The organism is Mesomycoplasma sp., from assembly GCF_056854695.1.
This window is the reverse complement of the sequence record NZ_JBXGGF010000009.1, coordinates 64,304-88,574: the sequence shown is the minus strand read 5'-3', so window position 1 is coordinate 88,574 and position 24,271 is coordinate 64,304. Positions and strand designations below refer to the sequence as shown.

At 26.9% G+C, this 24,271-nt stretch carries 15 protein-coding genes and 1 pseudogene; 12 read left to right on the top strand and 4 right to left on the bottom strand.

Translation table 4 applies throughout. The features are described from left to right. Position 1: 1 nt before the first annotated feature. A complete protein-coding gene (locus tag ACJHWB_RS02410) occupies positions 2-334 on the bottom strand; it encodes a holo-ACP synthase (protein WP_483132910.1) in 333 nt (110 codons plus the stop codon). A gap of 132 nt (positions 335-466) precedes the next feature. Here ACJHWB_RS02410 and recU point away from each other — a divergent pair, with 132 nt between their 5' ends. From recU to ACJHWB_RS02350, 12 genes and pseudogenes are all read left to right on the top strand, one after another. Further along, positions 467-952, top strand: coding sequence for a Holliday junction resolvase RecU (gene recU, locus ACJHWB_RS02405; protein ID WP_483132909.1), 486 nt, complete (start codon positions 467-469; stop codon positions 950-952). Between the two features lie 187 nt (positions 953-1,139). Next, on the top strand, positions 1,140-2,060 hold the full coding sequence (gene rpsB, locus ACJHWB_RS02400; RefSeq protein ID WP_483132908.1) for a 30S ribosomal protein S2: 921 nt from the start codon (positions 1,140-1,142) through the stop codon (positions 2,058-2,060). 44 nt (positions 2,061-2,104) lie between these two features. Next, positions 2,105-2,992 (top strand): translation elongation factor Ts, encoded by an 888-nt coding sequence (gene tsf / locus ACJHWB_RS02395; protein ID WP_483132907.1) that lies wholly within the window; start codon positions 2,105-2,107, stop codon positions 2,990-2,992. A 65-nt stretch (positions 2,993-3,057) separates the two neighbouring features. Continuing rightward, entirely contained in the window at positions 3,058-4,383 is a 1,326-nt protein-coding gene (gene ffh / locus ACJHWB_RS02390; protein ID WP_483132906.1) for a signal recognition particle protein, read from the top strand. Positions 4,384-4,398: 15 nt separating this feature from the next. Continuing rightward, positions 4,399-5,772, top strand: coding sequence for a glycine--tRNA ligase (locus ACJHWB_RS02385; RefSeq protein WP_483132905.1), 1,374 nt, complete (start codon positions 4,399-4,401; stop codon positions 5,770-5,772). Then, positions 5,762-7,555 carry a DNA primase gene (gene dnaG / locus ACJHWB_RS02380; protein WP_483132904.1) on the top strand — a complete coding sequence of 598 codons (1,794 nt, stop codon included), beginning with the start codon at positions 5,762-5,764 and terminating at the stop codon, positions 7,553-7,555. The genes ACJHWB_RS02385 and dnaG overlap by 11 nt, the downstream gene beginning before the upstream one ends. Before the next feature lie 18 nt (positions 7,556-7,573). Then, the gene (locus ACJHWB_RS02375) at positions 7,574-9,361 is read left to right on the top strand and encodes an RNA polymerase sigma factor (protein ID WP_483132903.1); all 1,788 of its coding nucleotides are present in this window, start codon (positions 7,574-7,576) and stop codon (positions 9,359-9,361) included. Between the two features lie 5 nt (positions 9,362-9,366). Beyond that, positions 9,367-10,167 (top strand): Nif3-like dinuclear metal center hexameric protein, encoded by an 801-nt coding sequence (locus ACJHWB_RS02370; RefSeq protein WP_483132902.1) that lies wholly within the window; start codon positions 9,367-9,369, stop codon positions 10,165-10,167. Then, positions 10,160-10,990, top strand: coding sequence for a deoxyribonuclease IV (locus ACJHWB_RS02365; RefSeq protein WP_483132901.1), 831 nt, complete (start codon positions 10,160-10,162; stop codon positions 10,988-10,990). Before ACJHWB_RS02370 ends, ACJHWB_RS02365 begins: the two co-directional genes overlap by 8 nt. Before the next feature lie 16 nt (positions 10,991-11,006). After that, positions 11,007-11,450: pseudogene (gene msrA / locus ACJHWB_RS02360) on the top strand (peptide-methionine (S)-S-oxide reductase MsrA); the annotation flags it as partial. A 39-nt stretch (positions 11,451-11,489) separates the two neighbouring features. Beyond that, positions 11,490-12,737, top strand: a complete 1,248-nt coding sequence (tyrS, locus tag ACJHWB_RS02355; RefSeq protein WP_483133004.1) for a tyrosine--tRNA ligase — start codon at positions 11,490-11,492, stop codon at positions 12,735-12,737. Between the two features lie 44 nt (positions 12,738-12,781). Next, on the top strand, positions 12,782-14,389 hold the full coding sequence (locus ACJHWB_RS02350; protein ID WP_483132900.1) for a CTP synthase: 1,608 nt from the start codon (positions 12,782-12,784) through the stop codon (positions 14,387-14,389). Here ACJHWB_RS02350 and ACJHWB_RS02345 read toward each other — a convergent pair whose 3' ends face one another. From ACJHWB_RS02345 to ACJHWB_RS02335, 3 genes are all read right to left on the bottom strand, one after another. After that, positions 14,390-16,291: a DUF2779 domain-containing protein gene (locus ACJHWB_RS02345; protein WP_483132899.1), complete on the bottom strand. Its 1,902-nt coding sequence runs from the start codon at positions 16,289-16,291 to the stop codon at positions 14,390-14,392. It abuts the gene before it with no gap. 18 nt (positions 16,292-16,309) lie between these two features. Continuing rightward, positions 16,310-20,980, bottom strand: a complete 4,671-nt coding sequence (locus ACJHWB_RS02340; protein WP_483132898.1) for a DUF4011 domain-containing protein — start codon at positions 20,978-20,980, stop codon at positions 16,310-16,312. A 228-nt stretch (positions 20,981-21,208) separates the two neighbouring features. Continuing rightward, positions 21,209-24,151, bottom strand: a complete 2,943-nt coding sequence (locus tag ACJHWB_RS02335) for an AAA family ATPase (protein WP_483132897.1) — start codon at positions 24,149-24,151, stop codon at positions 21,209-21,211. Between the last annotated feature and the right edge of the window lie 120 nt (positions 24,152-24,271).

Here is a 24,271-nt window from a genome sequence, read left to right as displayed (position 1 = left end):
TTTATTGCCCGTCCATCAAATATACAGCAGCAACAACAAATTCGCCATCGTTGGAAGTTGAAATTCGAAATCTATTATCTATTGTTTGGTTGTTGTCTGTTAATCAATATTTAAATTTGTTTTTAACAATATTTAATTCAGAAAAAATAGACTTTTTATTATCTGCTTTGAAAATAGCTTCCTTTATAGCTCATCTTGTTGCTAAAAATTTTATTTTTTCTTGTTGATCTAGTTGATTATACAAAACTAATTCATTAGGATGTAGTACTTTTTTTAAAAAAGCATTAGTTTTATTTTCAAATCTTGATAATTTGGTTATGTCTATTCCAATCATAAATAATTAAATTTTATTATAGTTATTAGTCATTTTTTAAATTTTGTTTATAAAAATAACAAAAAACATTCATTTTTAGTTAAAAAAGATTATTTTTTAAAAAAATTTAGTTATTTTTTTATTAATATAGGAATGAATCACAAAAACAGAGGAATGATTTTAGAAACTATAATAAATAGTACAATAGATTTCTACAATCAAAATAACGTTGCTATTATGCACAAAAAAATGTTAGACATTAGTTTTAAAAAAATAGGAAAGGATTTAGTGGTAAAAGATGCGGTAGTTCTAAGAAAATCTACCGTTGATTATTATGGGATCTACAAGGGCATTTTTGTTGCCTTTGAAGCAAAAAGTACAAAAGAAAACACCTTGAACTTAAAACAAATTCAAGAACATCAATTAAATTATTTGAAAAGAATTCGCTTTCACCAAGGTTGCGCTTTTTTAATAATTTTTTTCAAAGAATTTGAAAGATTTTTCTTACTTGATATAGCGAAATTAGATTTAAAACAAAAATCAATTTCTTTGAGTTTTTTAGAGCAAAATGGTATAGAAGTTATTCTAACTTATCCGGGTATTATAGATTTTGCTGATTATATTTTTGATATGCTATAAAATTCATGTTATTTTATGTGCTTTTAGTAATTTTTTATTATAATATTACTATTTAAAGTTTTAAATTTAAAAAACTAAATTATTTTTTACATTAAAATGAATTCAGTTGGGTGTGCTTTTTATTTTTAAAATAAAGAGTTCTAGCTGTTAGAAATTTTAAGAAGCTAAACAAACTAAAGGAACAAAAATGAATGACATTCAAAATAAAAATATCGCTGTAAATCAAGCGGAAAATCAACAAGTTGAAAAACCTACAACTTCTTCAGAAATTGAAGTAGTTTCTAAACAAAAATTAATGGAAGCTGGAGCTTACTTCGGAAGAAGAGCTTCACTTTGAAATCCTAAAATGGAACAATATATCAAAGAAAAAAAAGGTGGAAGACACCACATTGATGTATTGAAAACTCAAAAAATGCTTGAAATTGCTTATAAATTAATTTATAAATTTGCACAAAAAGGTGCAACATTTATGTTTGTAGGAACAAAAAAACAAGCAAAAAAAGTTATATTAGAACAAGCTATTCGTACAAATTCTATTTATGTTTCAGATCGTTGACTAGGTGGTACACTAACAAATAGTAGAACTATTTTGTCAAGATTAAAAACAATGGAACAATTAGAAAAATTAGCTGAAAATAATTTTGAAGGTTATACTAAAAAAGAAGGTCTTTTAAAACAAAAAGAACTTCAAAAACTTCAAAAAAACTTAAATGGTATCCGTAAATTAAAAGAAACTAAATTTGAAACATTAATTATGTTGGTTGCAGACCCAAATAAAGATATCATTGCAGTTCAAGAAGCTAAGAAAAAAGAAGTTAAGATTATTGGTGTTGTTAACACAAATACCGATCCAGGTCTTGTAGATTTCCCAATTCCTGCAAATGATGGATCTATTAAAACATTAACATTAATATTCACAATTTTAGCTGATGCTATTTCAGCAGCAAAAGGTGGAAAACAATTATTTGCTTTCCAACCAGAGTCTCAAGTTATTCTTCCTGAAGATCCAGATCGTGAATTAAAACAAACTAAATATGTTCGTCGTTTTAGTTCAAATGGAGAACAACAAGAAAACAAAGTTACTGAAACAGAAGTTGCAAGTAACTAATTAGTTTTAAATTTTTTAAAATTAAAATTTTAGAAGGAGTTAAAATGTCAGCACCAGATTTAAATAAAATAAAAGAATTACGTAATATCACAGATGCACCTTTTGTAGATTGTAAAAAAGCATTAGAAGCATCTGAATATGATATTCAAAAAGCAATAGCATGATTACAAGAAAATGGTAAAGCAAAAGCTATTAAAAAAGCAGGACGTATAGCTGCTGAAGGTTTAGTTTATGCTATCAAAAATGACAAAAAAATTGTTATTTTTGAGTTAAATTCTGAAACAGATTTTGTTGCTAAAAATAAAAATTTTATTTCTTTAAAAGATGAGATTGCATCTTTATTATTGGAAAATGATTTTAACAATTTGGATCAAGCTTTTGAAATCAAAAGTACAAGTGGGAAAAACATAGCAGATTTAGTTACTGATGCATCTGCAACATTAGGTGAAAAAATTAGTTTACGTCGTGTTGAATTTGTTTTAATTTCAAATGGACAAAATGCTGGTTCTTACGTTCACTTTAATGGTCAAACATCTGCAATCGCAGTTATTGAAGGTGGTTCTGAAGAAGTTGCTAGAAATGTATGTATGCACTCTGTTGCAATGAACCCAGAATTTACTTTTGAAAGTGAAATTCCAGCTGACAAATTAAATAAAATTAAATCTGATCTTGCTCAATCACCAGCACTAGTTGGAAAACCTGAAAACATTCAACAAAGTATTATGACAGGAATGTTGGCAAAAGAACTTTCTAAATTTGTGTTAGAATACCAACCTTTTGTTGTTGAAAGTGAAATTAGTGTTGGAAAATATTTACAAAACAATCAAGCCAAACTTACTAAAGTTATTAGATTTGAAGTAGGTGAAGGAATCGAAAAAGTTGTTTCTAATTTTAGTGAAGAAGTTAAAAACCAAATTGAAAACTCTAAATAATCAATTTGTTTTTTGTTAAACAATAAGGAGAAAAATTTTCCATTTGGAAAATTTTTTGATTTTTTATGTTAAATTTTTTAAGTAGCAGATTACAAAAATCATTAACTAAAATGCAAAAATCTACTTTAATAAATGAAGAAGATTTAAATAGCATTGTTAGAGAAATTAGATTAAATTTATTGGAAGCAGATGTTAATTTAAATGTTGTGAAAGAGTTTATTTCGGAAGTAAAAAATCAAGTTTTAATTGAAGGTTTAACATCTAAATTAAATCCGCAACAACATTTTTTAAAAATTTTACACCAGAATTTAGTTAAAATTTTGGGTCAAAAAACAAAAGAATTTAGTTTTAAAAAACCTATTAGCAAAATTATTTTAGTCGGATTACAAGGTTCAGGAAAAACTACCACAGTATCTAAATTAGCATTATTTGCTAGAAACAAAAAGAAAGCAGAAAAACCACTTTTAGTTGCTTGCGACATTTATCGACCAGCTGCTATTGAACAATTAAAACAATTAGGAAAACAAACATCTATAGAAGTATTTAGCACTTCTGGAACACCTGAAGAAATAGCACAAAAAGCATTACAATTTGCTAATGATCAAAATCATGATTTAGTTATTTTTGATACAGCGGGTCGTTTAAGCATCGATGAACAATTGATGCAAGAATTAGTTAATTTGAAAAAAATTATTTACCCAGATGAAATCTTATTTGTTGCGGATGCACTTTCGGGGCAAGACATTATAAATGTTGCTAAAACATTTAATGATGAAGTTGGTTTGAGTGGATCTATAATTACAAAATTAGATTCAGATGCTAGAGCAGGTGCTGCGCTTTCTATAACACATTTATTATCAATTCCAATTTATTTTATAGGAAGTGGAGAAAAAATTGGAGCATTAGAGATTTTTCATCCTCAAAGGATAGCTGATAGAATTTTGGGTATGGGTGATGTTGCTAGTTTGTTAGAACAAGCTGAAGAAAATATTGATCACAATCAAGCTAAAAAACTTGGGAATAGATTGTTTAGTGGGCAGTTTGATTTAGATGACTTGCTTAAAAGTCTTTATCAAATTAAAAAAATCGGTAAATTTTCTAAAATTATCAATATGATTCCTGGGATTGCAGGAAAAATTAGCGAAGAACAAATAAGTGATGCTGAAAATAAAATTAAATTATATGAGATTTTAATTTCTTCTATGACTATTGAAGAAAGAAAAAAACCCAAGCTGCTTAAAATGCAATCAAGAAAAGAAAGAATTTTAAAAGGTTCTGGAAGAAGTAGTTTTGAATATAATCGTTTGGTTAATGAATTTGAACAAATGTCAAAACAAATCAAAAATTTTGGAGGCAAAAGTTCTATTTTTGAAAATATTTTCAAAGGTTAATTAACTTTTAATATTATGATAGCAGAAAAGGATTACTCATTTTTTATTAATCATCTTAAACAATTTGGTTTTATTTTTCAAGGATCTCAAATTTACGGTGGTCTTGCAAATACTTGAGATTATGGGCCTTTAGGTTCATTATTATTGAAAAATATTAAGGATTTTTGACTTGATTTTTTTGTGACCACAGAACCAAACATGTTTTTAGTTGATACTAAAATTTTGCTAAATCCACAAGTTTGACAGGCTTCTGGACACCAACAAAATTTTAATGATCTTTTAGTAGAAAACACAATTAATAAAAAACGTTATCGAGTTGATCATTTACTCGAGAATGTTTTTGGTTTACAAAATATAGAAACATGAAGTAACGAACAAATTGAAGAAAAATTGTCAGAAATTAGTAATTATGATAATTCAAAAGTTCAATGATCTAAAGTTCGCCAATTTAACTTGATGTTTGAAACTTTTCAAGGAGTGGTAGCAGATCAAAAATCTTCAATTTACTTAAGACCAGAAACAGCGCAAGGAATTTTTATTAATTTTAGCAATATTTTGCGTTCCCAAAGACCCAAATTACCTTTTGGTGTTGCTCAAATTGGTAAATCATTCCGCAATGAAATAACACCTGGTAATTTTATTTTTAGAACTCGTGAATTTGAGCAAATGGAAATGGAAATTTTTTGTCATCCTGATCAAGCTACTCAAATTTATGACAAATACATTAATAAAATTCAACTATTTTTAAGAAGTCTTGGTTTAGAAAATTCAAAAATAAGACTTAGACATCATGATAACTCAGAACTTGCTCACTATTCAAAAGCAACAGCTGACTATGAATTTAAATTTGCATTTGGTTGAGGTGAACTCATTGGTATCAGTAATCGTAGCGATTTTGATTTAAGAACACATAGTGAGCACAGTGGTGAATTGTTGATGTATTTAGATTCTATTACAAATCAAAAATTTTATCCTTTTGTAATTGAACCTTCTATTGGTGCAGACAGACTTATGTTAGCTATTTTAGAAAATGCTTTTACATATGATCAACAAAATGATCGTTTTTTCTTAAGTTTGAAATATGATTTAAGTCCTTATAAAGTTGCAATCTTGCCTTTAGTTAAAAAATTTAATGATTCAAGTTTTGAAATTTATCAAAACTTGCTAAAAAATAAAATTAGTACAACTTTTGATCAAAGTGGCAATATTGGTAAAAGATATAGAATTCAAGACGCTATGGGTACTTTTTTTTGTATTACTTATGATTATCAAAGTTTAGAAGATAATACAGTTACAATTCGCCACCGTGACACAATGGAACAACAAAGAATTTCTATTGATGAAATAGTAGAATATTTAGAAAAAAATAAAGGATTAAATGGACTATAAAAAATTACGTTTATTAATCAAAAATAATGTTAGTATTGTTGACGAAATATCAGCATATATTAACTTAACTAAAAAAGGTAATAACTTTTGAGGATTATGTCCTTTTCACGAAGATGGTAATCCATCATTGTCAGTTACTCCAAATAAAAAAATTTTTCAATGTTTTTCTTGTAAAGTTGCTGGTGATGTTATTGCATTTCTTAATAAAATTAATAGATGGAATTTTAATGAAACTATTGCTTTTTTAGCGAAAAAATATAATTTACAAATTGATAAATCTTTTTTTTCTGTAAATGAATTTAATTATAGTGAACAAGATCAAGAAGCTATTAAGGCTTTTGAATCAGCTGCTAGAATTTATGCAACTAATTTATTTCAACCTAAAGATCCTCTGGTTATAGAATTTTTAAAAAAACGAAATTTAACACCACAAATATTAAAAGATTTCGATATTGGATACGCTGAAAAAGAAGGTTTATCCAAATTATTACTTCGGCAATATGATCGATTTGTATTAGTTAATAATTCGTTAATGAATTCAGCGGGATTTGATTTTTTTAGCAACAGAATAACTTTTGCAATAAGAAATGATCGTGGTGATATTGTGGGCTTTTCGGCTAGAAGTATTGATGGTCAAGAACCTAAATATTTAAATTCAAGTGCTAGTAGTTTATTTGTAAAGTCTAGTATTTTATACAACTTTCATAATGCTAAAGCAAAAATTCCTATCACAAATGAATTGATTATTACTGAAGGTTTTATGGATACCATTGCTTTTTATCGTGATAATATTTTTAATGTTGTAGCTTTGATGGGTACTTCATTAACACAGAATCATTTAAAACTAATTGGTAGTTATAAAATTATTTTAGTTTTAGATGGTGATGAAGCTGGTCTTCTAGCAACTTTGAAATCTATTCAATTGTTGATTGAAAATAAAATATTTCCCGAAATTGTTAGTTGTCCAAAAGGTTATGATCCTGACGAATATTTTCAAGAAAATAATTCAGGAAGTTTGGCTAAATTATTAAGTACGAAAATTGGTGTTTTTGATTTTATTTATCAACACTTTAAAAACAAAATTAAGTCAAATTCCGCAGCCGAGCTTTCTGAATTTATTAGTAAAATTGAAACATTCTTAAGATTTGCACCTTTTCAAATTCAAAAAATAATTATTCAAAAAATTAGTAGCGAATTAAATATACCTGAATCTAGTTTTAACTTAAAAAAATCTAAATTTCAGTATGGTTCTTTTAAAAAAACTCAAGCTTTTCAACATTCAAGATCCGAATTTTACAGTCAGTCACCAACGGATGATTTAAGTGAGTTAAGAGATGTCCCACCTACAAATCATAAAAAAAATGATCGTAAATCCTTGCAACATTTAAAGTATTTAACAATGCTAGAACTTAAAATTTTATTTTTTTTGGTAAATAATCCCAATTTTATAAAAGGTATCAAAGAGAAGAAATATAATTTTTTAAATTTAGATAATAAGATAATTTTTCAAGACTTGAGTGAGGTGGGGCAAAATGATGAAAAAAAACAGGAAATAATAAGATTAATAAAAAATAAAATATTTGAATTAATTCATGATGAATATCGCAAGAATTATGAATTAGAAACTCCAAATTCATATGAGGAATTTTTAAATTGAATTGAATTAGCACAACAACATAGATCGCAATTAGATCTTGTTAATAAGGTAAATAGAATTAAAGAATCAAATGATTCAAAGGAACAAGAGGAACTGATTAAACAAATTTATAAAAAAGATTATTAAAAATATTTAGGAAGTTTTATGGCATCAAAAGAAACTAAAAAAAAATTAACTTTGAAAGAAAAAAGCTTAGATAATAATATAGAAAAAGCTACTAAAGTTAAAATATCTAAATCTTTAAAAGAAACAAATTCAACAAGTTTGGATAAAAAAGTTACAAAAACAACCAAAAGTACAAATAAGTCTAAATTTAAAGTAGATGATTTACAAAAAAAAGAGTCAAAAACTAAAAAATTAAAATCTGAAATCAAAAATTCTAAAAAATTAACTATTGAGTCTGAAATCGAAACAAAAGCAGTTAAATCAAAAAAATCTAAATCAATCGAGAAAGATTCTTTGGCGAATTTGGATAAACAAAAAGCAAAAAGTAGCAAAACTAAAATTACAAAAAAATCTAATTCAAATACTAGCAAACCTAAAACAACCAAAAAAACAGAAAATAAGTTAAAAACAGATTCTTTTAATCCAGAAGATCAAACTTATTATTCTTTAATTAGTGCTCTTAATAAAGTTTTAGATAAAAAAAGAAAAAAATTGCTTAAATCTAAAGAGATCAAGAAAAATGAAGAAGTTTATCTAACAAATGAAGAAGTTTATCAATTTTTAGAAAAAAAGAATCTTCAGATTTATGAAGATCAAATTGATGATATGTATGCTGTTTTAATTAGGGAAAAAATCTTAAGTAGTCAAACAGATGAATTAGATTTGGAAAATATTGAAGTTAGAGAATTATCGGAATATGCTAGTTTCAAATTCGAAAATGAAAAAAGCAAAAATAAATTTGATGACGAAGATGATTTTGATAATTATGACGAAGATGAAGATAGCATTGATGAGGCTCTATTAATTCAAGAGCCAAGTAAACTTGACCATTTAGATGAAGATAGCATTAACCATAGACGCACTAAAATTTATAGTGATGACACTTATCGAAACAAACTTTCAGACACTAATGATATTATCAAATGATACATGCGTTGAATTGGAAAATATGGTAAATTATTAACTGCTGAAGAAGAGCAGGAATTAACTATCAAAATGCAACAACCAGGTAGAGTTGGCAAAAAAGCTAGAGACACATTAGTCAAACGTAATTTAAGACTTGTTATTAATAATGCTAAGCGATATAAAAATAGAGGGCTTAGTTTTATAGACCTAATTTCAGAAGGAAATTTAGGGATTATGAAGGCTGTATCAAAATTTGATCGTACTAAAGGATTTAAATTTAGTACATATGCTACATGGTGAATTCGTCAAGCAATCACTCGCGCAGTAGCAGATCAAGCAAGATTAGTTAGAATACCGGTTCATATGGTTGAAACCATAAATAAAATAAATAAAATAGATAGAGAATTACAACAAGAAACAGGACTTAACCCGTCAGCGGAAGAAATTGCTGCTCGTTTGGGAGGGGATTTTACTGCTGAAAAAGTTCAGCATATTCGTAGAATCAACATTGAACCTATTTCTCTTGATAAAACTATTGGTAAAGAAGAAGATAGTTCTTTTTCAGATTTTATCAAAGATGAAAGTGTTATTTCTCCAGTTGAGTATGCAGAGCGTGAAGAACGTGGGAAAATGCTTGTAAGTATTATTAAAGAAAATTTAGACTTAGATGAACAAGATTTTATTTTTCGTCGTTTTGGAATCAGCGAAGATGAAAATGGAAACCAATACAAACCGCATTCTTTTGATGAAATGGCAGAATTACGAAAAGTAACTAAAGAGAGAATTCGTCAAATTGAGACTAAAATTATTAAAAAATTAAAACCATTATATCGTCGTTGAATGCACAAGGATTTCTTTTAATTAAAATGAATACAAATTCCAAACTTACTACAACAATAGATGTAATTAATTTTTTGGAATCTAAATTTCAATCACAGTTTGCAGCTTCATGAGATACTCAAGGGGTAGAAATTTTAGGTATTGACAAAAAAATTAGCAATGTTTTAGTTGCGTTAGATTTAACTCAAAAAGTATGTGATGATGCAATCGGAAAAAAAGTAGATTTAATTATTATTCATCACCCATTTTTCTTTCATGAAACAAAAAAAGATGAATACAAAAAAGCACCACATAAAAAAACAATTTATTCAAAGTTGTGTAAAGAAGGAATTTTTGTTTACACTATACATACAAATTATGATTCAACAAACCATGGAACAGCTAATTCAATCTTAAATAATCTTGGATTAGAAGTACATAACAAAAAAGCAATTGATCATTATAATTTAATTGTTGATGTAAAAACTAATTTTAATTCAGTAGTTAAAGCTATAAATCAAAATTTAAAAATTTTAAATTTACAATCAAATGTTATGAAAAATTTTGCTATAAAAAAAATAGCTATTTTGCCAGGGAGTGGTGGAATTGAAGCGGTTTTAGCTGCTAAAAAATATAAAGCCGATTTAGTTTTAACATCAGATTTAAAATGGTCTGATTGAATCTCTATTGATGCTAAAAAAATAAATGTTTTACAACTTGGCCATTTAGTTGAACAATATTTTGCGCTTGATATTCAGCAAATATTAAAACAATATTTTCCAAAAGTTAAAACAACAATTTTTTGACAAAATGAAATTTTTGTTAATATTAGAGGTGATTATGATTAAATTAGGTTCTCATGTTTCTTTTAAAAAACCATTGTATTTAGTTGGAGCAAGTAGTGATTCTGTGGCAAACAAAGCTAATACAATGATGATTTTTTTAGGAGCTCCACAAACCTCAAAAAGAATTAGTGTTAGTAATTATCGTTTAGAGGATTACCAAAAAATGTATTCTAAAATGATTCCTCCAGAAGACATTGTGATTCATGCACCGTATATTATCAATAATGCAAGTTTAGTTAAGGCTGAATTTGCTAACAAGTTTTTGATTGAGGAAATTAATCGAATGAATCATATAGGAGCCAAATATCTTGTTCTTCATCCAGGTTCCTATACAACTTTTAGTCGCCAAGCATCAGTTGAACAACTTATTGAATCTCTTAAATTTGTGATATCACAAACAAAAGATGTTGTTATATGTATTGAAACAATGGCTGGAAAAGGGACTGAAATTGGTACAACTTTTGAAGAATTAGTTTATATTGTTGAATCCATCGATTCACCAAGGGTTGCAATTTGTTTGGACACTTGTCATGTATGGGATGCAGGTTATAATTTGCATAATTATGAGGAATTTATAACACTTTTAAAATCTACAAGAATGCTAAATTATTTAAAAGTAATTCACCTAAATGATTCGCAAAATGAATTAGGTTCACATCACGATAGACATGCTAATATAGATAAAGGCAAAATAGGATTGGCAACTTTGCAAAAAATAGTGCATGAGCCCTTGTTTGATAATATTCCTATTATTTTGGAAACACCATGAGTGGACAATCAACCAATCTATGATGAAGAAATAAAAATGTTACTAAAGAAAAAATAGTAAAAAAGGACAAAAAATGAAAACAATTTATTTAGCTGCAGGATGTTTTTGAGGAGCTCAAGCGTTTTTTGATCAAGCCAAGGGAGTGATTTCAACTCGAGTTGCTTATTTAAATGGTGGATTTGAAGGTGTTAGTTATAAGCAGGTGTGCCAAAATTCAGGACACGTAGAAGTTGTTGAAATAAATTATGATTTAAAGGAAATTAGTTCAGAAACAATTTGAAATTTATTTTTAAAAATAGTAGATCCATATAGTTTAAATAAACAAGGGGGCGATAAAGGTATTCAATATCGTTGTGGTGTTTATGCAAAAAATCAAGAAGATTTAAATATTTTTTTAGAGTTCAATAAAAAATTTGTTGATTCTGAAAGACGTGATAATGTTTTAGAATTCGACTTAGTTAAAGACTTAACAATAGCTGAAGAATATCATCAAAAATATTTGGAAAAAAATCCTCAAGGATATTGTCATGTTAATTTATCCAGTTTTCCAGAGGATTTAAAAAAAAATAATAAAATCAAAGCATTTATAACTGAACTAAAAAAAAGAAATATCATAAAAGATATTAGTGATGAAGAAAAATTCATAAATATTAAAAAGGGTCAAAAAATTTACATTGGTTTTGATCCAACTGCCCAATCACTTCATCTTGGAAATTACATAGCAATTAGTGTTTTAAAACGTTTTCAAAAATTAGGTATTGAAACTATAGCAATAGTTGGTGGGGCAACAGGTATGATTGGAGATCCATCTTTTGCATCCAAGGAAAGAGTTTTGTTAGATTCTAAAACATTACTAGCTAATAAAGCAAAAATTATCAAACAACTTGAAAGTTTTGGTTTAGAAGTTTTTGATAATTTTCAAATTTATCAGGAAATGACGGTTATTGATTTTTTACGAGACATTGGTAAAACTATCAATATCGCTTACCTACTAGCTAAAGATTCTATTGCAACTAGAATTCAAAGTGGTTTATCTTTTACAGAATTTAGTTATCAATTAATTCAAGGATGAGATTTTAAGTATTTATACGAAAATCTAAATGTTGTTGGTCAAGGTGGGGGTTCTGATCAATGAGGAAACATGGTAACTGGATTGGATATTATTAAAAAAACTATTGGTGAAACTAATTCTTTTGTTTTTACAACTAATTTACTCACAGATGAACAAGGCCGAAAATTTGGTAAAACATTTGGTGGAGAACCTATGTGACTTGATGGGCAAATGTTTAGTCCTTACAAACTTTATCAATTTTTATACAACCAAAGTGATGAACAAGCAGAAAAAATTATGATGATGCTATCTTTTTCTAGCTTAAATGATATAAAAAATTTAATAAGTGAACATAATTTAAATAAAAAAGCTCGTTTATTACAAAAAAGAGTTTCTGAAGAAATTGTTTTTGATATACATGGTCAAAAAGGTTTAGACCTTGCTCATAAAATTAGTAATATTTTATTTGGTAAAATTAGTTATGAAATGATAAATCAAGAAGAAAAAACAGAACTTACTAAAGTTTTACCATTTTTTCAAGTTAAAGAATTTAATATAGATGTTATGCTTGAAAGCAAAATTTTTAGTTCTAAAAGAGAATTAAGAGAGTTTATTAGTGATAATGCCCTAGAAATTAATGGAGTAAAAATTCAAAAAAATGAGGATTTAAGTCTCGATCTTTTGGATGAACAAAATCGTTTACTAATCAAAAAAGGCAAAAAGTCATTTTTTATCATTGAAGTTGCAAAATAATTGCAACTTTTTATATAATTTAATTTTTTTAGGTAAGGAAATTTATGGCAAAATTTATTTTTATTACAGGTGGTGTTTTATCTGGGGTTGGTAAAGGAGTTGCTGTTGCATCTGTGGCAAATTTGCTTAAAGCTGCTAATTTTTCAGTTTTTATTTTAAAGTTAGATCCTTATTTAAATGTTGATCCAGGAGTTTTATCTCCCTATGAACATGGAGAAGTTTATGTTACGTCTGATGGTGGCGAAACTGATTTAGATCTTGGGCACTATGAACGTTTTACTAATCAAAATTTTTCTAAAGATTCGAATCATACTACAGGAAAAATTTTACTTTCGGTTATTGAAAAAGAGCGCCGTGGTGAATATAAGGGTAAAACAGTTCAATGAATCCCAAATGTTACAGATGAAATTATGAACTATATTAAAGGGGTGGCTGATAAACATAAAACTGATTTTGTTTTAGTTGAAATCGGTGGAACTGTTGGAGACATGGAATCGAATCCATTTTATTTTGCTGCTTCACAAATGGCGGCAGAGTCTGATTATAAGGATGCTTTTTTTATTCACACAACATATGTTCCATTTTTATCAACATCGCAGGACTTTAAAACTAAACCAACACAATTTTCCATTGCTAATTTAAATACTTTGGGGATTAAACCAAATTTAGTTTTTGTTCGTCTGGATAGCACTCAAACTGATGAATATGTTTGTCAAAAAGTAGCCAAATCTAGTTGAATGTCAACTAAGAATGTTATTGCCATTCCCAATTTAGCTAATATTTATTCTTTACCAGAACTATTAAGACAATCTAATGTTTTAGAAATTATTTTAGAATATTTTGGTTTAGATTTTGTTGAGCCTGATTTGAGATTATGAAATGAATTTAATCAAAAAATGCTTTCAAAAAAAGAACACTGTGTCAAAATAGCAGCGCTTGGAAAATATATTGAATTTAAGGATGCCTATAAATCTATTTTAGAAGCACTAAATTTTGCGGGTGCATACAATAATTGTGAGATTAATGTAGATTTTATAGATACATCGGGAGAATATCCTTTTGACTTAAATAAATTAAAAGAATATAATGGCGCCTTAATTTTGCCAGGTTTTGGTTACCGTGGCTTTGAAATTAAAGTCGCATCTGCAACATTTTTACATTCAAATAATATTCCTACTTTTGGAATATGTTTAGGAATGCAAGCAATGACTGTTGCTTATGCAAGACATAAAGGTATTTTAAATGCTAATTCAGCAGAATTTTTAAAAGATCAGCCAGATCAAACAAGTGTTTTAGATTATAACAAAGAAAATGGACATGCATTACAGTTGGGCGGAACACTGCGTTTGGGTAGTTACGATATTCGATTTTTAGAAAATAGTAAAATTGCACAAATTTATGGTAAGCAACTTGTATCAGAACGTCATAGACATCGCTTTGAAGTTGTTAAAAAATATATTAATCAGATTTCAGATGAAAATTTTTATTTTAGTGGTTTTGAAAAACAAACAGGATTGGTTGAATCATGCGAAGATAAAACTAAAGACTTTTACATTGGAGTTCAATATCATCCTGAATTTGAATCTAAACCTCTTTCACCCCATCCTTTATTTGATGCATTTGTGAAAGTGCTTTTAAAAAAAGAGTGCTAATTAGAGTTTTACAGGAATAAAATTCTGAACTTTGATATTCTCAGATATATCAATATTTTCAATCACAAATATTAAGAAATCATAAACCATAATCATAGCTACTACATCATTTTGACAATAATCTTGAAGATGTTTTTTAACACCTACTCATTCATTATCACCAATTAAACCCAAATATCTTTCAATACCTTTTTGCATAGCCATCAGGCCATTTTGCACTTTTAGTTTTTTATAAGGTGTTATCAAATGTGTTAATTCATAACTATATTTAGTTATGAAGTTTTCGATTTTTTTAATTGAAAAAAATCCTTTTAAGTCAGAAACGACCATTCACCCTTTTGCAAAGGGATCTTTTAAATCTATTGTTTTGTCAATGATTTCATTGACTTTTCGAGTGTATGATTCCATTTTTTCAATTACAATGTGCTTTTCGAATTGAGAACTTAAATTATCATGTATAAGATTGAGCATTTCTTTCAACTTAGAGTGCTCATAACTTTTATTGAATACTACATATAAATCGGCAGTATTATCATAAATTTTGTCAATAATTTCAAAACAATCTTGTCATTTATAGTTTTTTGGATCAACAACAAAATTTCGATTTTCAAAATTTTGTTCTATTTCTTTGCCATTTTCTGTAACAATAACGGAAGCTTGGAAAATTAGTTGTTGGTATGGTTGGCTAAAATGAATTGCAGGATAAGGTAAGCTAAAGGCTTCAAAATCAAATCAAACAATTTTTTCACTATTTTTTAGCTTGTCTAAAAAAACATCAATACTTGGTTTATCATTGACAATTATTTGATTCTTTTGTTTAAAAAAATTGAATCAAAAAGAATTATTAATTCAATTTTGAAGCATTTCGGGTTTATTTTTTAATTCAATAATAATATTGCTTTTAATTAAGTTACCACTAAATCCATCTATTTCAGGTAATGTTTGAGAAACGATCTGATTAAAATCGCTATTTTTTGCAAATTCTCCATTATCTATTGCTAGGGGTTGAACAAAAGTTGTTGCATTTTTTGCTTCTTCAATCATCTCTAAAGCATCTAAAATATCTATCATTGGAATATAAATGTCACTTTTATTTTTGTTTGATCATCCTTTATTTATACTCCCTTTGTAAACATGAGTAAAAATTTTGTTAGCATTCATGTAATTAATATCATTAAATTGTTTGGCAGTAATTCCCATTTGTTTAGCTATTTTTTTAAGAAAAAAAGTAGAATATTGTCCACTTTTTATCTCTGTTTGACTAGGTTTTTTTGTAGTTTTGTTGTAACTAATGTGGTTTAGCTTAGCAAATTCTATTTGTTTAGCCTTTGGTTTTTCAACAGTATCTAAAATAAAAATAGCTATATTTTCAATAGGGAATTTAATATTTAAAGTTTCTCTTAAGCTATAAGTGCTAATTCAAAAATCTCAATGAGAACGCAAAAATTCCTTGATTGAAGTAGAAGAACTTATTTTTAGGTGACCAATTTCTTTAGTTTTTTTAATAAAAACATCTGGCTTGGAAATTGCATTTTTAAAATTAAAAGTAGGTCATAAAATTATTTCGCAAGAATCATCTAACATAAAATTTTTAGTTTGTTCTATAGCAAGTTCCGTTTTAGCAGAACTAACAACACAAATTTTTTGTTGATAATTTTGTTTTACAAATTCAAAAAAATAATTTGTAAAATTTTTAAAAACATTTATATGAATGTCCACATAATTTTCTAGTTCTGCTTCAAAAAAACTATCAAAATTTCATAAAAGTTCATTCTCTTCCAAATCATCTTCATTCAAATCTTCATTCAAATCTTTTTTATCTAAATTGCTAACTTTATTTCAAATAAAATAAGGTTGGCTTGTTGATAATTTTAAGTAATGTTTAAATCGAATTCAATCCATAATAGTTTTATTATTTAGTTAATTTGAGAGTCTATATATTTCAAAACTAACTTCCAAAATTTTATTTTCTTCCTTTAGTTCTTCAAAAACTTCTTTAATTTTTTGACTAAACACTGCTCTAAAATTATTTTGAGTACGGTTGCAAATTTCCCTAGTAATTTCGCTTAAACTAATAGCTATATTATTGTGCTCAAAAATTGTTAAAATACAATGTTTAAGTTCGTTATCATGAATTTCTAAAATATTTCTTTGAGTAGATGGTGTTTTACTTTGTCTAAAGTGAAAATTAGCGTCCAATGGGAGAATGAAATTATCTTCAATTTTGGCAACAGGCAATACTCAATTATTTATTTTCTCCTTAAAAGAAGGACTTATTCTAGTTTCGTGCATTCAATTTTTGATAATTGTTGCAAGTTTGTTGTATAGAATTGGTCCAGTTTTGTCTAAAATTTGTTTAATTATTAAGCTTTTGTGTTTTGAATCAGCTTGATAAAATGAATTTGTATCATTTTTGTTTGCAAAAACATCAACAATTTCATCAATATTTGGAAATTCTTCAAACAAATTAGCAGAAGAAAAATCTCTCAAATTGAAGCTATCATCATTGTTTGATTTTATAGCGGAATTATTATTTGATTTTTCTGGATAAGTTCCCAAATTAATAAGTTTGTTAACAATTAATTGAAGTTGTTCTTCAGTATTTTTAAATCAATCTATAGATCAAATTCTATGAATATTTCAACCTCTACGTTCAAAAACTTGTTGACGAAGTCTATCACGATCTCGACTAGTTTTTGATTGTTTGTAGGTAGTACCATCGCATTCAATTCCTAAAACATAGTGGTTGGAATTTTTGCTATCAACAACAGCTAAGTCAATATATTGAGATGATGAACCAACCTGTTTGTGAACATTAAAACCTTTTTCTTTTAATTTTAAATAAACTTGGTTTGCAAAAATTGAATTTGTTTTATCAATTGTTGTGTTTTCAACTGGTTTTATTCCAAATTCCGCATTCTTAAAAAATTGTTCGAGTAATTTGATTCCACGATTATCGCTTTTAAATCAATCAACTTCATCACTTTTAAAGTTAGAAATTAAAAACATACCTTTTTTAGCACGAGTAATGGCAACATTTAATCTCTTGTATCCAAAATTTCTATTTATTGCTCCAAATGATAAACCAATTCTAGAGTCGCTATTTCTTTTTCCTTCAATTAGGAAAATAATAAAGTCACGCTCATCACCTTGAACAGTTTCAATGTTTTTGACAAAAAAAGGACTATCCGTTTGAGATTCAAAGAAAAATTTATATTTAGGATTATTTAATTTGAATTTTTCAATTTCACGTTCAACTTTTTGTTGTACTTCTGAGTTTAATACAACAAAACCAATTGAAGCTTTATTTTGATATTTGTTTATAAGTTTTTTGAGAATTTCAAAAGACTTGTTGATAATATTTTGTTCATCACTGATTTTGGTTGCTAAATCAGGTTGTGCATAAACAAACCTTAAACCTTCATTTAGTTGTGGTTGCCTTGCATTTGCAAAAGTTTTGAGACTTTTATAGATATTTTCTTTAGAAGTATAAATTAGTTCTTCAAATTCTGACCGATAGTGTCACTTAAGTTCGATAGAATCTAAGATAGCTTCTCCTAAATTTAGAACAGAGTCAAAACCATTTGAAAAATCATCTTCAGCACTTAAATTATTTTCATCAAAGCTATCTTCATCTTCATAATTTGAAACAAAGAAATTAGATGGTGGCATTTGTTCTTTGTCACCAGCGATGATAACTTGTTTGCCACGGTAAAGTGAAGTGATGGCAATTTCAGGTCTAATTTGTGATGCCTCGTCAAAAATAATTACATCAAATTTAAAGTCTAAATTTTTAAATAACCAACTAACAACAAGTGGAGAAAGCATTAAACAAGGTTTTACGTTTAAAATAAAATCTAAAGAGTTAGCAAAAAGTTGTCTAAATGAAATTTTGGAAGTTTGTTTTGCGGCTTCTTTTTTTAGTTGCATGTACTGTGGATTAGAATTTGCTGAAGCTAAAAATTCTTTAATATTTTTTTCTAAGTTAAAAGCAATTTTAGCAATATTATTTTTAATAATTTCCTGATCACGCGTTCTAAATAAATTTAAATTATTGTTTAGATAAATAGAATCATAATAAGGAATTTCAGTTTTAATTGTGTGTTCAATAAGTTTTTTATAAAATTGTTTTAAATAAATTTTTTTAAAATCACTAGTTAAGTTAGATTCTAAAATTTCTTCAAAAAAGTTATCACAATTTAAATTTTGTAAAGAATTTTTATAAAAATTAAATCTTACATAGTCATCAAATTGAGATTTAAATTTAATAAATCCTTCTATTTTATTGTTAAATGATTGAAAACTAATGTCTTTAAAATTCAATAAAGATTTATCAAATTTATTCATCAACAACTGAATTCTTAAAACAAATTTTTCTAGAAAGTTAACAATTCTAGAATTGTGATAAGACATACTTAACAATTTAAATATTGAATGATGAATTTCAAATTCTTCCATCGCATTTTCAATTTGTTCAAAACCTTGTTCTATTCTTTCCAAATCCATTAAATCAGGTTTGAAAGGAAGTTGGTCGATCATTTTTTTAATACTTTTATTGTAATCCTCTAAGTTAACAAATTTTTCAGATTCTTGTATTAAATCAATATTTTTTAACTCTAAATTTTCTTTTAAATTACTTTTAAAAAGAAGACTAACTTCTTTTCATGATCCTGACAAAAATCTAAAGGAACTTTTAGATTTATTTGTTGTTGTTTCATAAATTTGTCTAGCGTTTTTTTGCTCTAAAAACTCAACATTACTTCATATTTGTAGAAGTTCTGAAACTAATTGTTGTTTTGCTTTAACTATATTCTTTAACTCTTTTATTTGAATTATAATGTTATTAATATCAATGTTTGAATCAAAATTTTGCTCAAATTTTAAACTATTATAAAAATTAACTAGATGGTGAATTGCAAACACGGAGGCAATGAAATTATTCTCAAGAATATTTTTGTTTCTTTGCAATCCCAAATCTATAATTTGTTGTCTTGTTTGAGCAGCAATCTCTAAAATATTATCTAAATTATTAAAAATTTCTTCTTTTTCATTGATATCTATAACATTTAGACCTAATCATTGATGTTTTTTTCAATCAAAATTAATAGCCTGGTATGATTGAAAAAATCTATCAATTGTATTTAGTGTATCCTCAAATTTTGAATTACTCATTTTTCAAGGACTATCTTCAATTTGAAAATTCAAATCAGGTATAGAATCTAGTTCAGAAAATTTACCAATATAGTTATATAAGTTTAATCCTTCGGGACCAAAAGATTTCGTTAAAATAGAACCATATTTTTCAAGAATTTCTTGTACTTGATTATGATTTTTTATAAAATTTCTTAAATTAGATTCGCTTAACAAACTGTGATTAGATTCATTTGAAAGTTGTATTATTTCATTAATAATTTCTTTTTTATCAACTGCTAAGTCATAAATAGGAATAGCAAATTTATCTAAATGAACTTTTTTTAAGTTATTGTAAACAACATCTAAAGCTGTTCTTTTTGCAGCTAAAAATAAAACTTTTTTACCACGAGAAATTAATTCAGTAATAATATTTGTAATTGTTTGTGATTTCCCTGTTCCTGGAGGTCCTTGTAATATAAAACTTTTACCAGCAACAGCTTGTTTTATGGCAATTTCTTGAGAAGAATCGGCATCTAAAATTTTAAAATCATCTTCGATATTTATTTTTTCGTTGATATTTTTTTCATTAATTGTTCTAATATCTGTATCTAAAGTGTTACTTTCCCCCATAATGTGTTGACAAAACGGGCTATGAATAACATTATTAGTATTTTCACTTAAATCTTTGTAAGTATGAATATTACTAAAATCGAAATTAGATAAGAAAATTTTGTTATGTATTTTTCAACGTTTGTCTTGAATTTGGTCTAAAATCAAACTATTAAATTGCTCAAGAGTAGACAAAATATTACCTTTACCTTCAAGAACATCAGCATCAATGTTTATGTTTATGCTAAATTCTTTTTTGAATTTCATAACAAGAGCTTCATTTTGTGCAAGTAGGTTTTCTTTTTTAATAACTAAAGTCCAATTATTGCCAACTTTTTTAAGATCTACTGGTAAAAATAAAAGTGGAGCAAACTTTTTCTCATCAGTGTAGGGTGAGTCATATCACTCAAGAAGTCCAAATGTTAAAAATAAAATATCAATTGAATATTCTTCTTGAAATTTTTTGTAATTTTTATAAATTTTATCAATAACTAAATTAACATATTCACCACCAAATTCACCATAAATTTTGCCTTGCATAATTTGGTTGCGTTTTTCAATTTCGTTAGTTGACTCTACTCTAAATGAATAAAAATTTTTAACATCTTTTGAACTGATTTGTTTGCTTTTATAGCTAACTATATCAAAATTTTGTTTGTTTGAATCTAGGATTGTACTAATAAAATTATTAAAATCAGGAATAAGAATTTCCAATTGAGAGGGAGTTGATTTGGTTTCTTTCATGCTAAAATTAATAGTTTTATTTCTAGTACTTAAGTCCAAGAGTTTAGTTTTTCAATTGTTAATATTTTTTAAAATAATATCTTTTTTATTCGAATTATCAAACATAAAATTTCCTTTTGGTTGCTATAAAAATGTGTTAATTTGTTTTATTGTTAATTATAAAAAAAAGTTATAAATTAATACTAAAAAGCATTAAATTTTGAATTTAACAATGTTTTAAATAAAATTTTTACTTTTAAAACGAAAAAATAAATAATTTATAATAGTTACTTAAAGTGAATTATTTAAATAAAAAGCACAAAATGTTTCCATTTGTGCCAAATTTAAGATAATTTATTGCATCTCGTCTTTAAGTAACTCTTTGGCTTTAGAAAGCTCAATAGAAAAAATAGATGTTACTCCACGTTTTTGCATTGTTACACCAAGTAATTGATCGACCCTAGACATTGTTCCATGACGGTGAGTGATAATTAAAAATTGAGTATTTGCTTTTAATTGTTTTAAGAATTCTACATAGCGAATAACATTTGATTCATCAAGCGCAGCTTCAACTTCATCTAGAATGCAAAGTGGTATTGGTCTAGCTTTGATGATTGAAAACAACAATGAAATTGCAATAATTGCTTTTTCTCCACCTGAAAATAATTTTAGATTTTTGATGGTTTTACCAGGTGGTTGAGCACTAATTTCAACTCCAGAATTTAAAATATCATTTTTGTCTGTGAAGTAAATTTTGGCACTTCCACCTCCAAACATGTTTTGGAAAACAAGATTGAATTCTGAATTAACCATTTCTAATACTTCCATAGTTTTATTAATAATGATTTTGTCTAAATCACTAATAGCTTCAAGAATTTTAGACTTAGCGGTTTCTAACTCTTCTTGATTTGCTAAAAGTTTGTCAAATCTTTCTTTTGTAGTTTCAAAATCTTCAATAGCATTTAAGTTAACATTACCTAAAGCCTTAATTTCAGCATTTAAGGCATCAACAAAACGACGAGCGTCATCAATTTCAATTTCAAGATTGTAATTTTGTGAAGCGTTTTCGAAAGTTAAACCATATTTTTGAGATAACTTGCTTTGCAAGTCATTAATCAACATATCTAGTTTATTTAATTGAGTTCTTTTATCATTTAAGCTATTATTAAATTGCCTTTGTTTATCTGATAATTTTTTATTTTCAATTTGCATTTCATTGATTTCTTCAGCTAAACTAGACAATCTCTCAGCCTGTGATTTGTGTGTCAATTCCAAAGAACTTAACGTGTTTTCTAATTCTAGTTTGGTAAGAAAGTTATCTTCAATTATTGAATCCGAGTTTTTAAAATCTTCTTGATCTTTACTATATTGTGCATTATCAGCTTGAATTTTAAACAATTTATTATTTAAATTTGATAAGTTATCTTTTAATCTTGCAATTTCAATATTTAAATTGTTAGTTTGACTATTTAAATTTTTAATTTCAGTTTCTTTTTGATATAAAACGTTGTATAATTCACTTTCTTTTTTGGTGTAAAACTCATATTTACTTTCAAGTTCATCAATTTGTTGCTGTATGCTAAATACAGAATCAGTTTTAACTTTTTGCCCTCCTGTGATAGTTCCACTAGGACGAACTAAATCACCATCTAAGGTAACAATAACATACTTAAAGTCAATAATTTTAGCAATTCTATTAGCGGTTTCAATTGTGTCAACAACTAAAATAGAACCAAGTAAAAATTCAGCTAAAATTTGATATTTGTTTTCAAAAGAAACTAAGTTAATTGCTACATTTATAAAGCCTTTTTGCCCACGAACTGCTAACATATGAGATTCATTAACTGTTCTACCCTTTACTGAAGAAAGAGGAATAAATGTAGCTGTTCCGCTTGCATTTTTCTTCAAAAAGTTAACAGCTTGAACAGCGTCTTCTGAACCATTTGTAACTATTTGTTTTAATGCTGGTCCAATTGCACTTTCAATCGCACTAACATATTCTGGTTTAATTTGGATAAGTTCAGAAACAATTCCACAATAACCATCGAACAAGTGTTTGTTGTCAATAATAGTTTTTGTTCCTTTAGGTAAAAAAGATTGCCTTTCAAGTTGTGTTTTAAGTTGGTTTATGTGTGCTTCAGCTTGTGATTTAAAATTAATAATTTTACGCAAATTGGAATCGATATCTTGCTTAGAACTTGACAATTCATTTTGCTGTTTTTCAATAGAATATCTTTGATTTTCTAAATTATTAATTTGCTTTTCTGTACTTTGGATAGTTGTTTGAGTTTGTGCATATTCACTACGCAAAGCTTCTAATTTTTGTTTAAAATCGACTTGAATTTGACCTGAAAGAATCATTTCACGCATGCTTTCGGCTTTAGCTTGTTCAATGTTGATTTGATTAATTTTATCTTTGTATGAGTTAATTTGTTGTTGAATTTCACTAAGTTGCTTTTCTAGTTCATTTTTAATTTCAATGTTTTTAACAATTATTTGTTGTTGTTTGTCTAATTCATCATTACTAAACTTTTCATTATTTGAAAGATCTTGAATTTCACTTTTTAAGACATCAAATTTATTTAAAAAATTATTAAGATCAGCTACAATTAAAGCCACTTCAACAGATTCAAGAGCTTTAGATTTTTCAAGATAAATTTTTGCATTTTCTGCTTGTTTTTCAAGATTTTTAGTTTGTCGTTCTAATTCTTTAATTTTAATATCTATTTTTTCAAGTGCATTTTGAGTTTGGTCTAGTTTTGTTAGTGCTTCTTGTTTGTCTAGTTTGTACTTTGCAGTTCCTGCAACTTCTTCAATTACAGCTTTTCTTTGTTCGGGAGTTGCTTCAGCAATTTCGCTAATGGTCCCTTGTGAAATTATGGCAAGTGAAGACTTAGAAATTCCAGATTCAACAGCTAAATTTCTGATATCTTTATAACGAACAGGTTGTCCGTTGAAAAGATATTCATTAGTTCCCTCTCCACGTTTTAAAACACGAGCAATTGTAAAAATTTGTGATGACTCGTCAACTCTAGAAAGATCTTGAAAAGTTAAGCGCACCATTGCTCTATCAAGTGCCTTGACTGTTTTTGAACCAGCGAAAATAACATCGTCCATATTAGAACCACGTAGCTGTTTAGCTGATTTTTCACCTAAAACTCAACGAATTGCATCGTTAATGTTAGATTTACCAGACCCATTAGGACCAACAATACCTACAACAGAACCATCGAATGATATGCTAACAGGGTCTGCAAAGGATTTAAATCCTTCTATTTCAATTTTTATTAATTTCATAAATATCCTAGCGTTGCTTTTGTGATTATATAAATTTTACTCAAAAAAAGATTAATTAATTTTTTTTTTGAGTAAAAAATAGCACAAAACCTACAAAAAGTTTATTTATTTTTTGCTTTT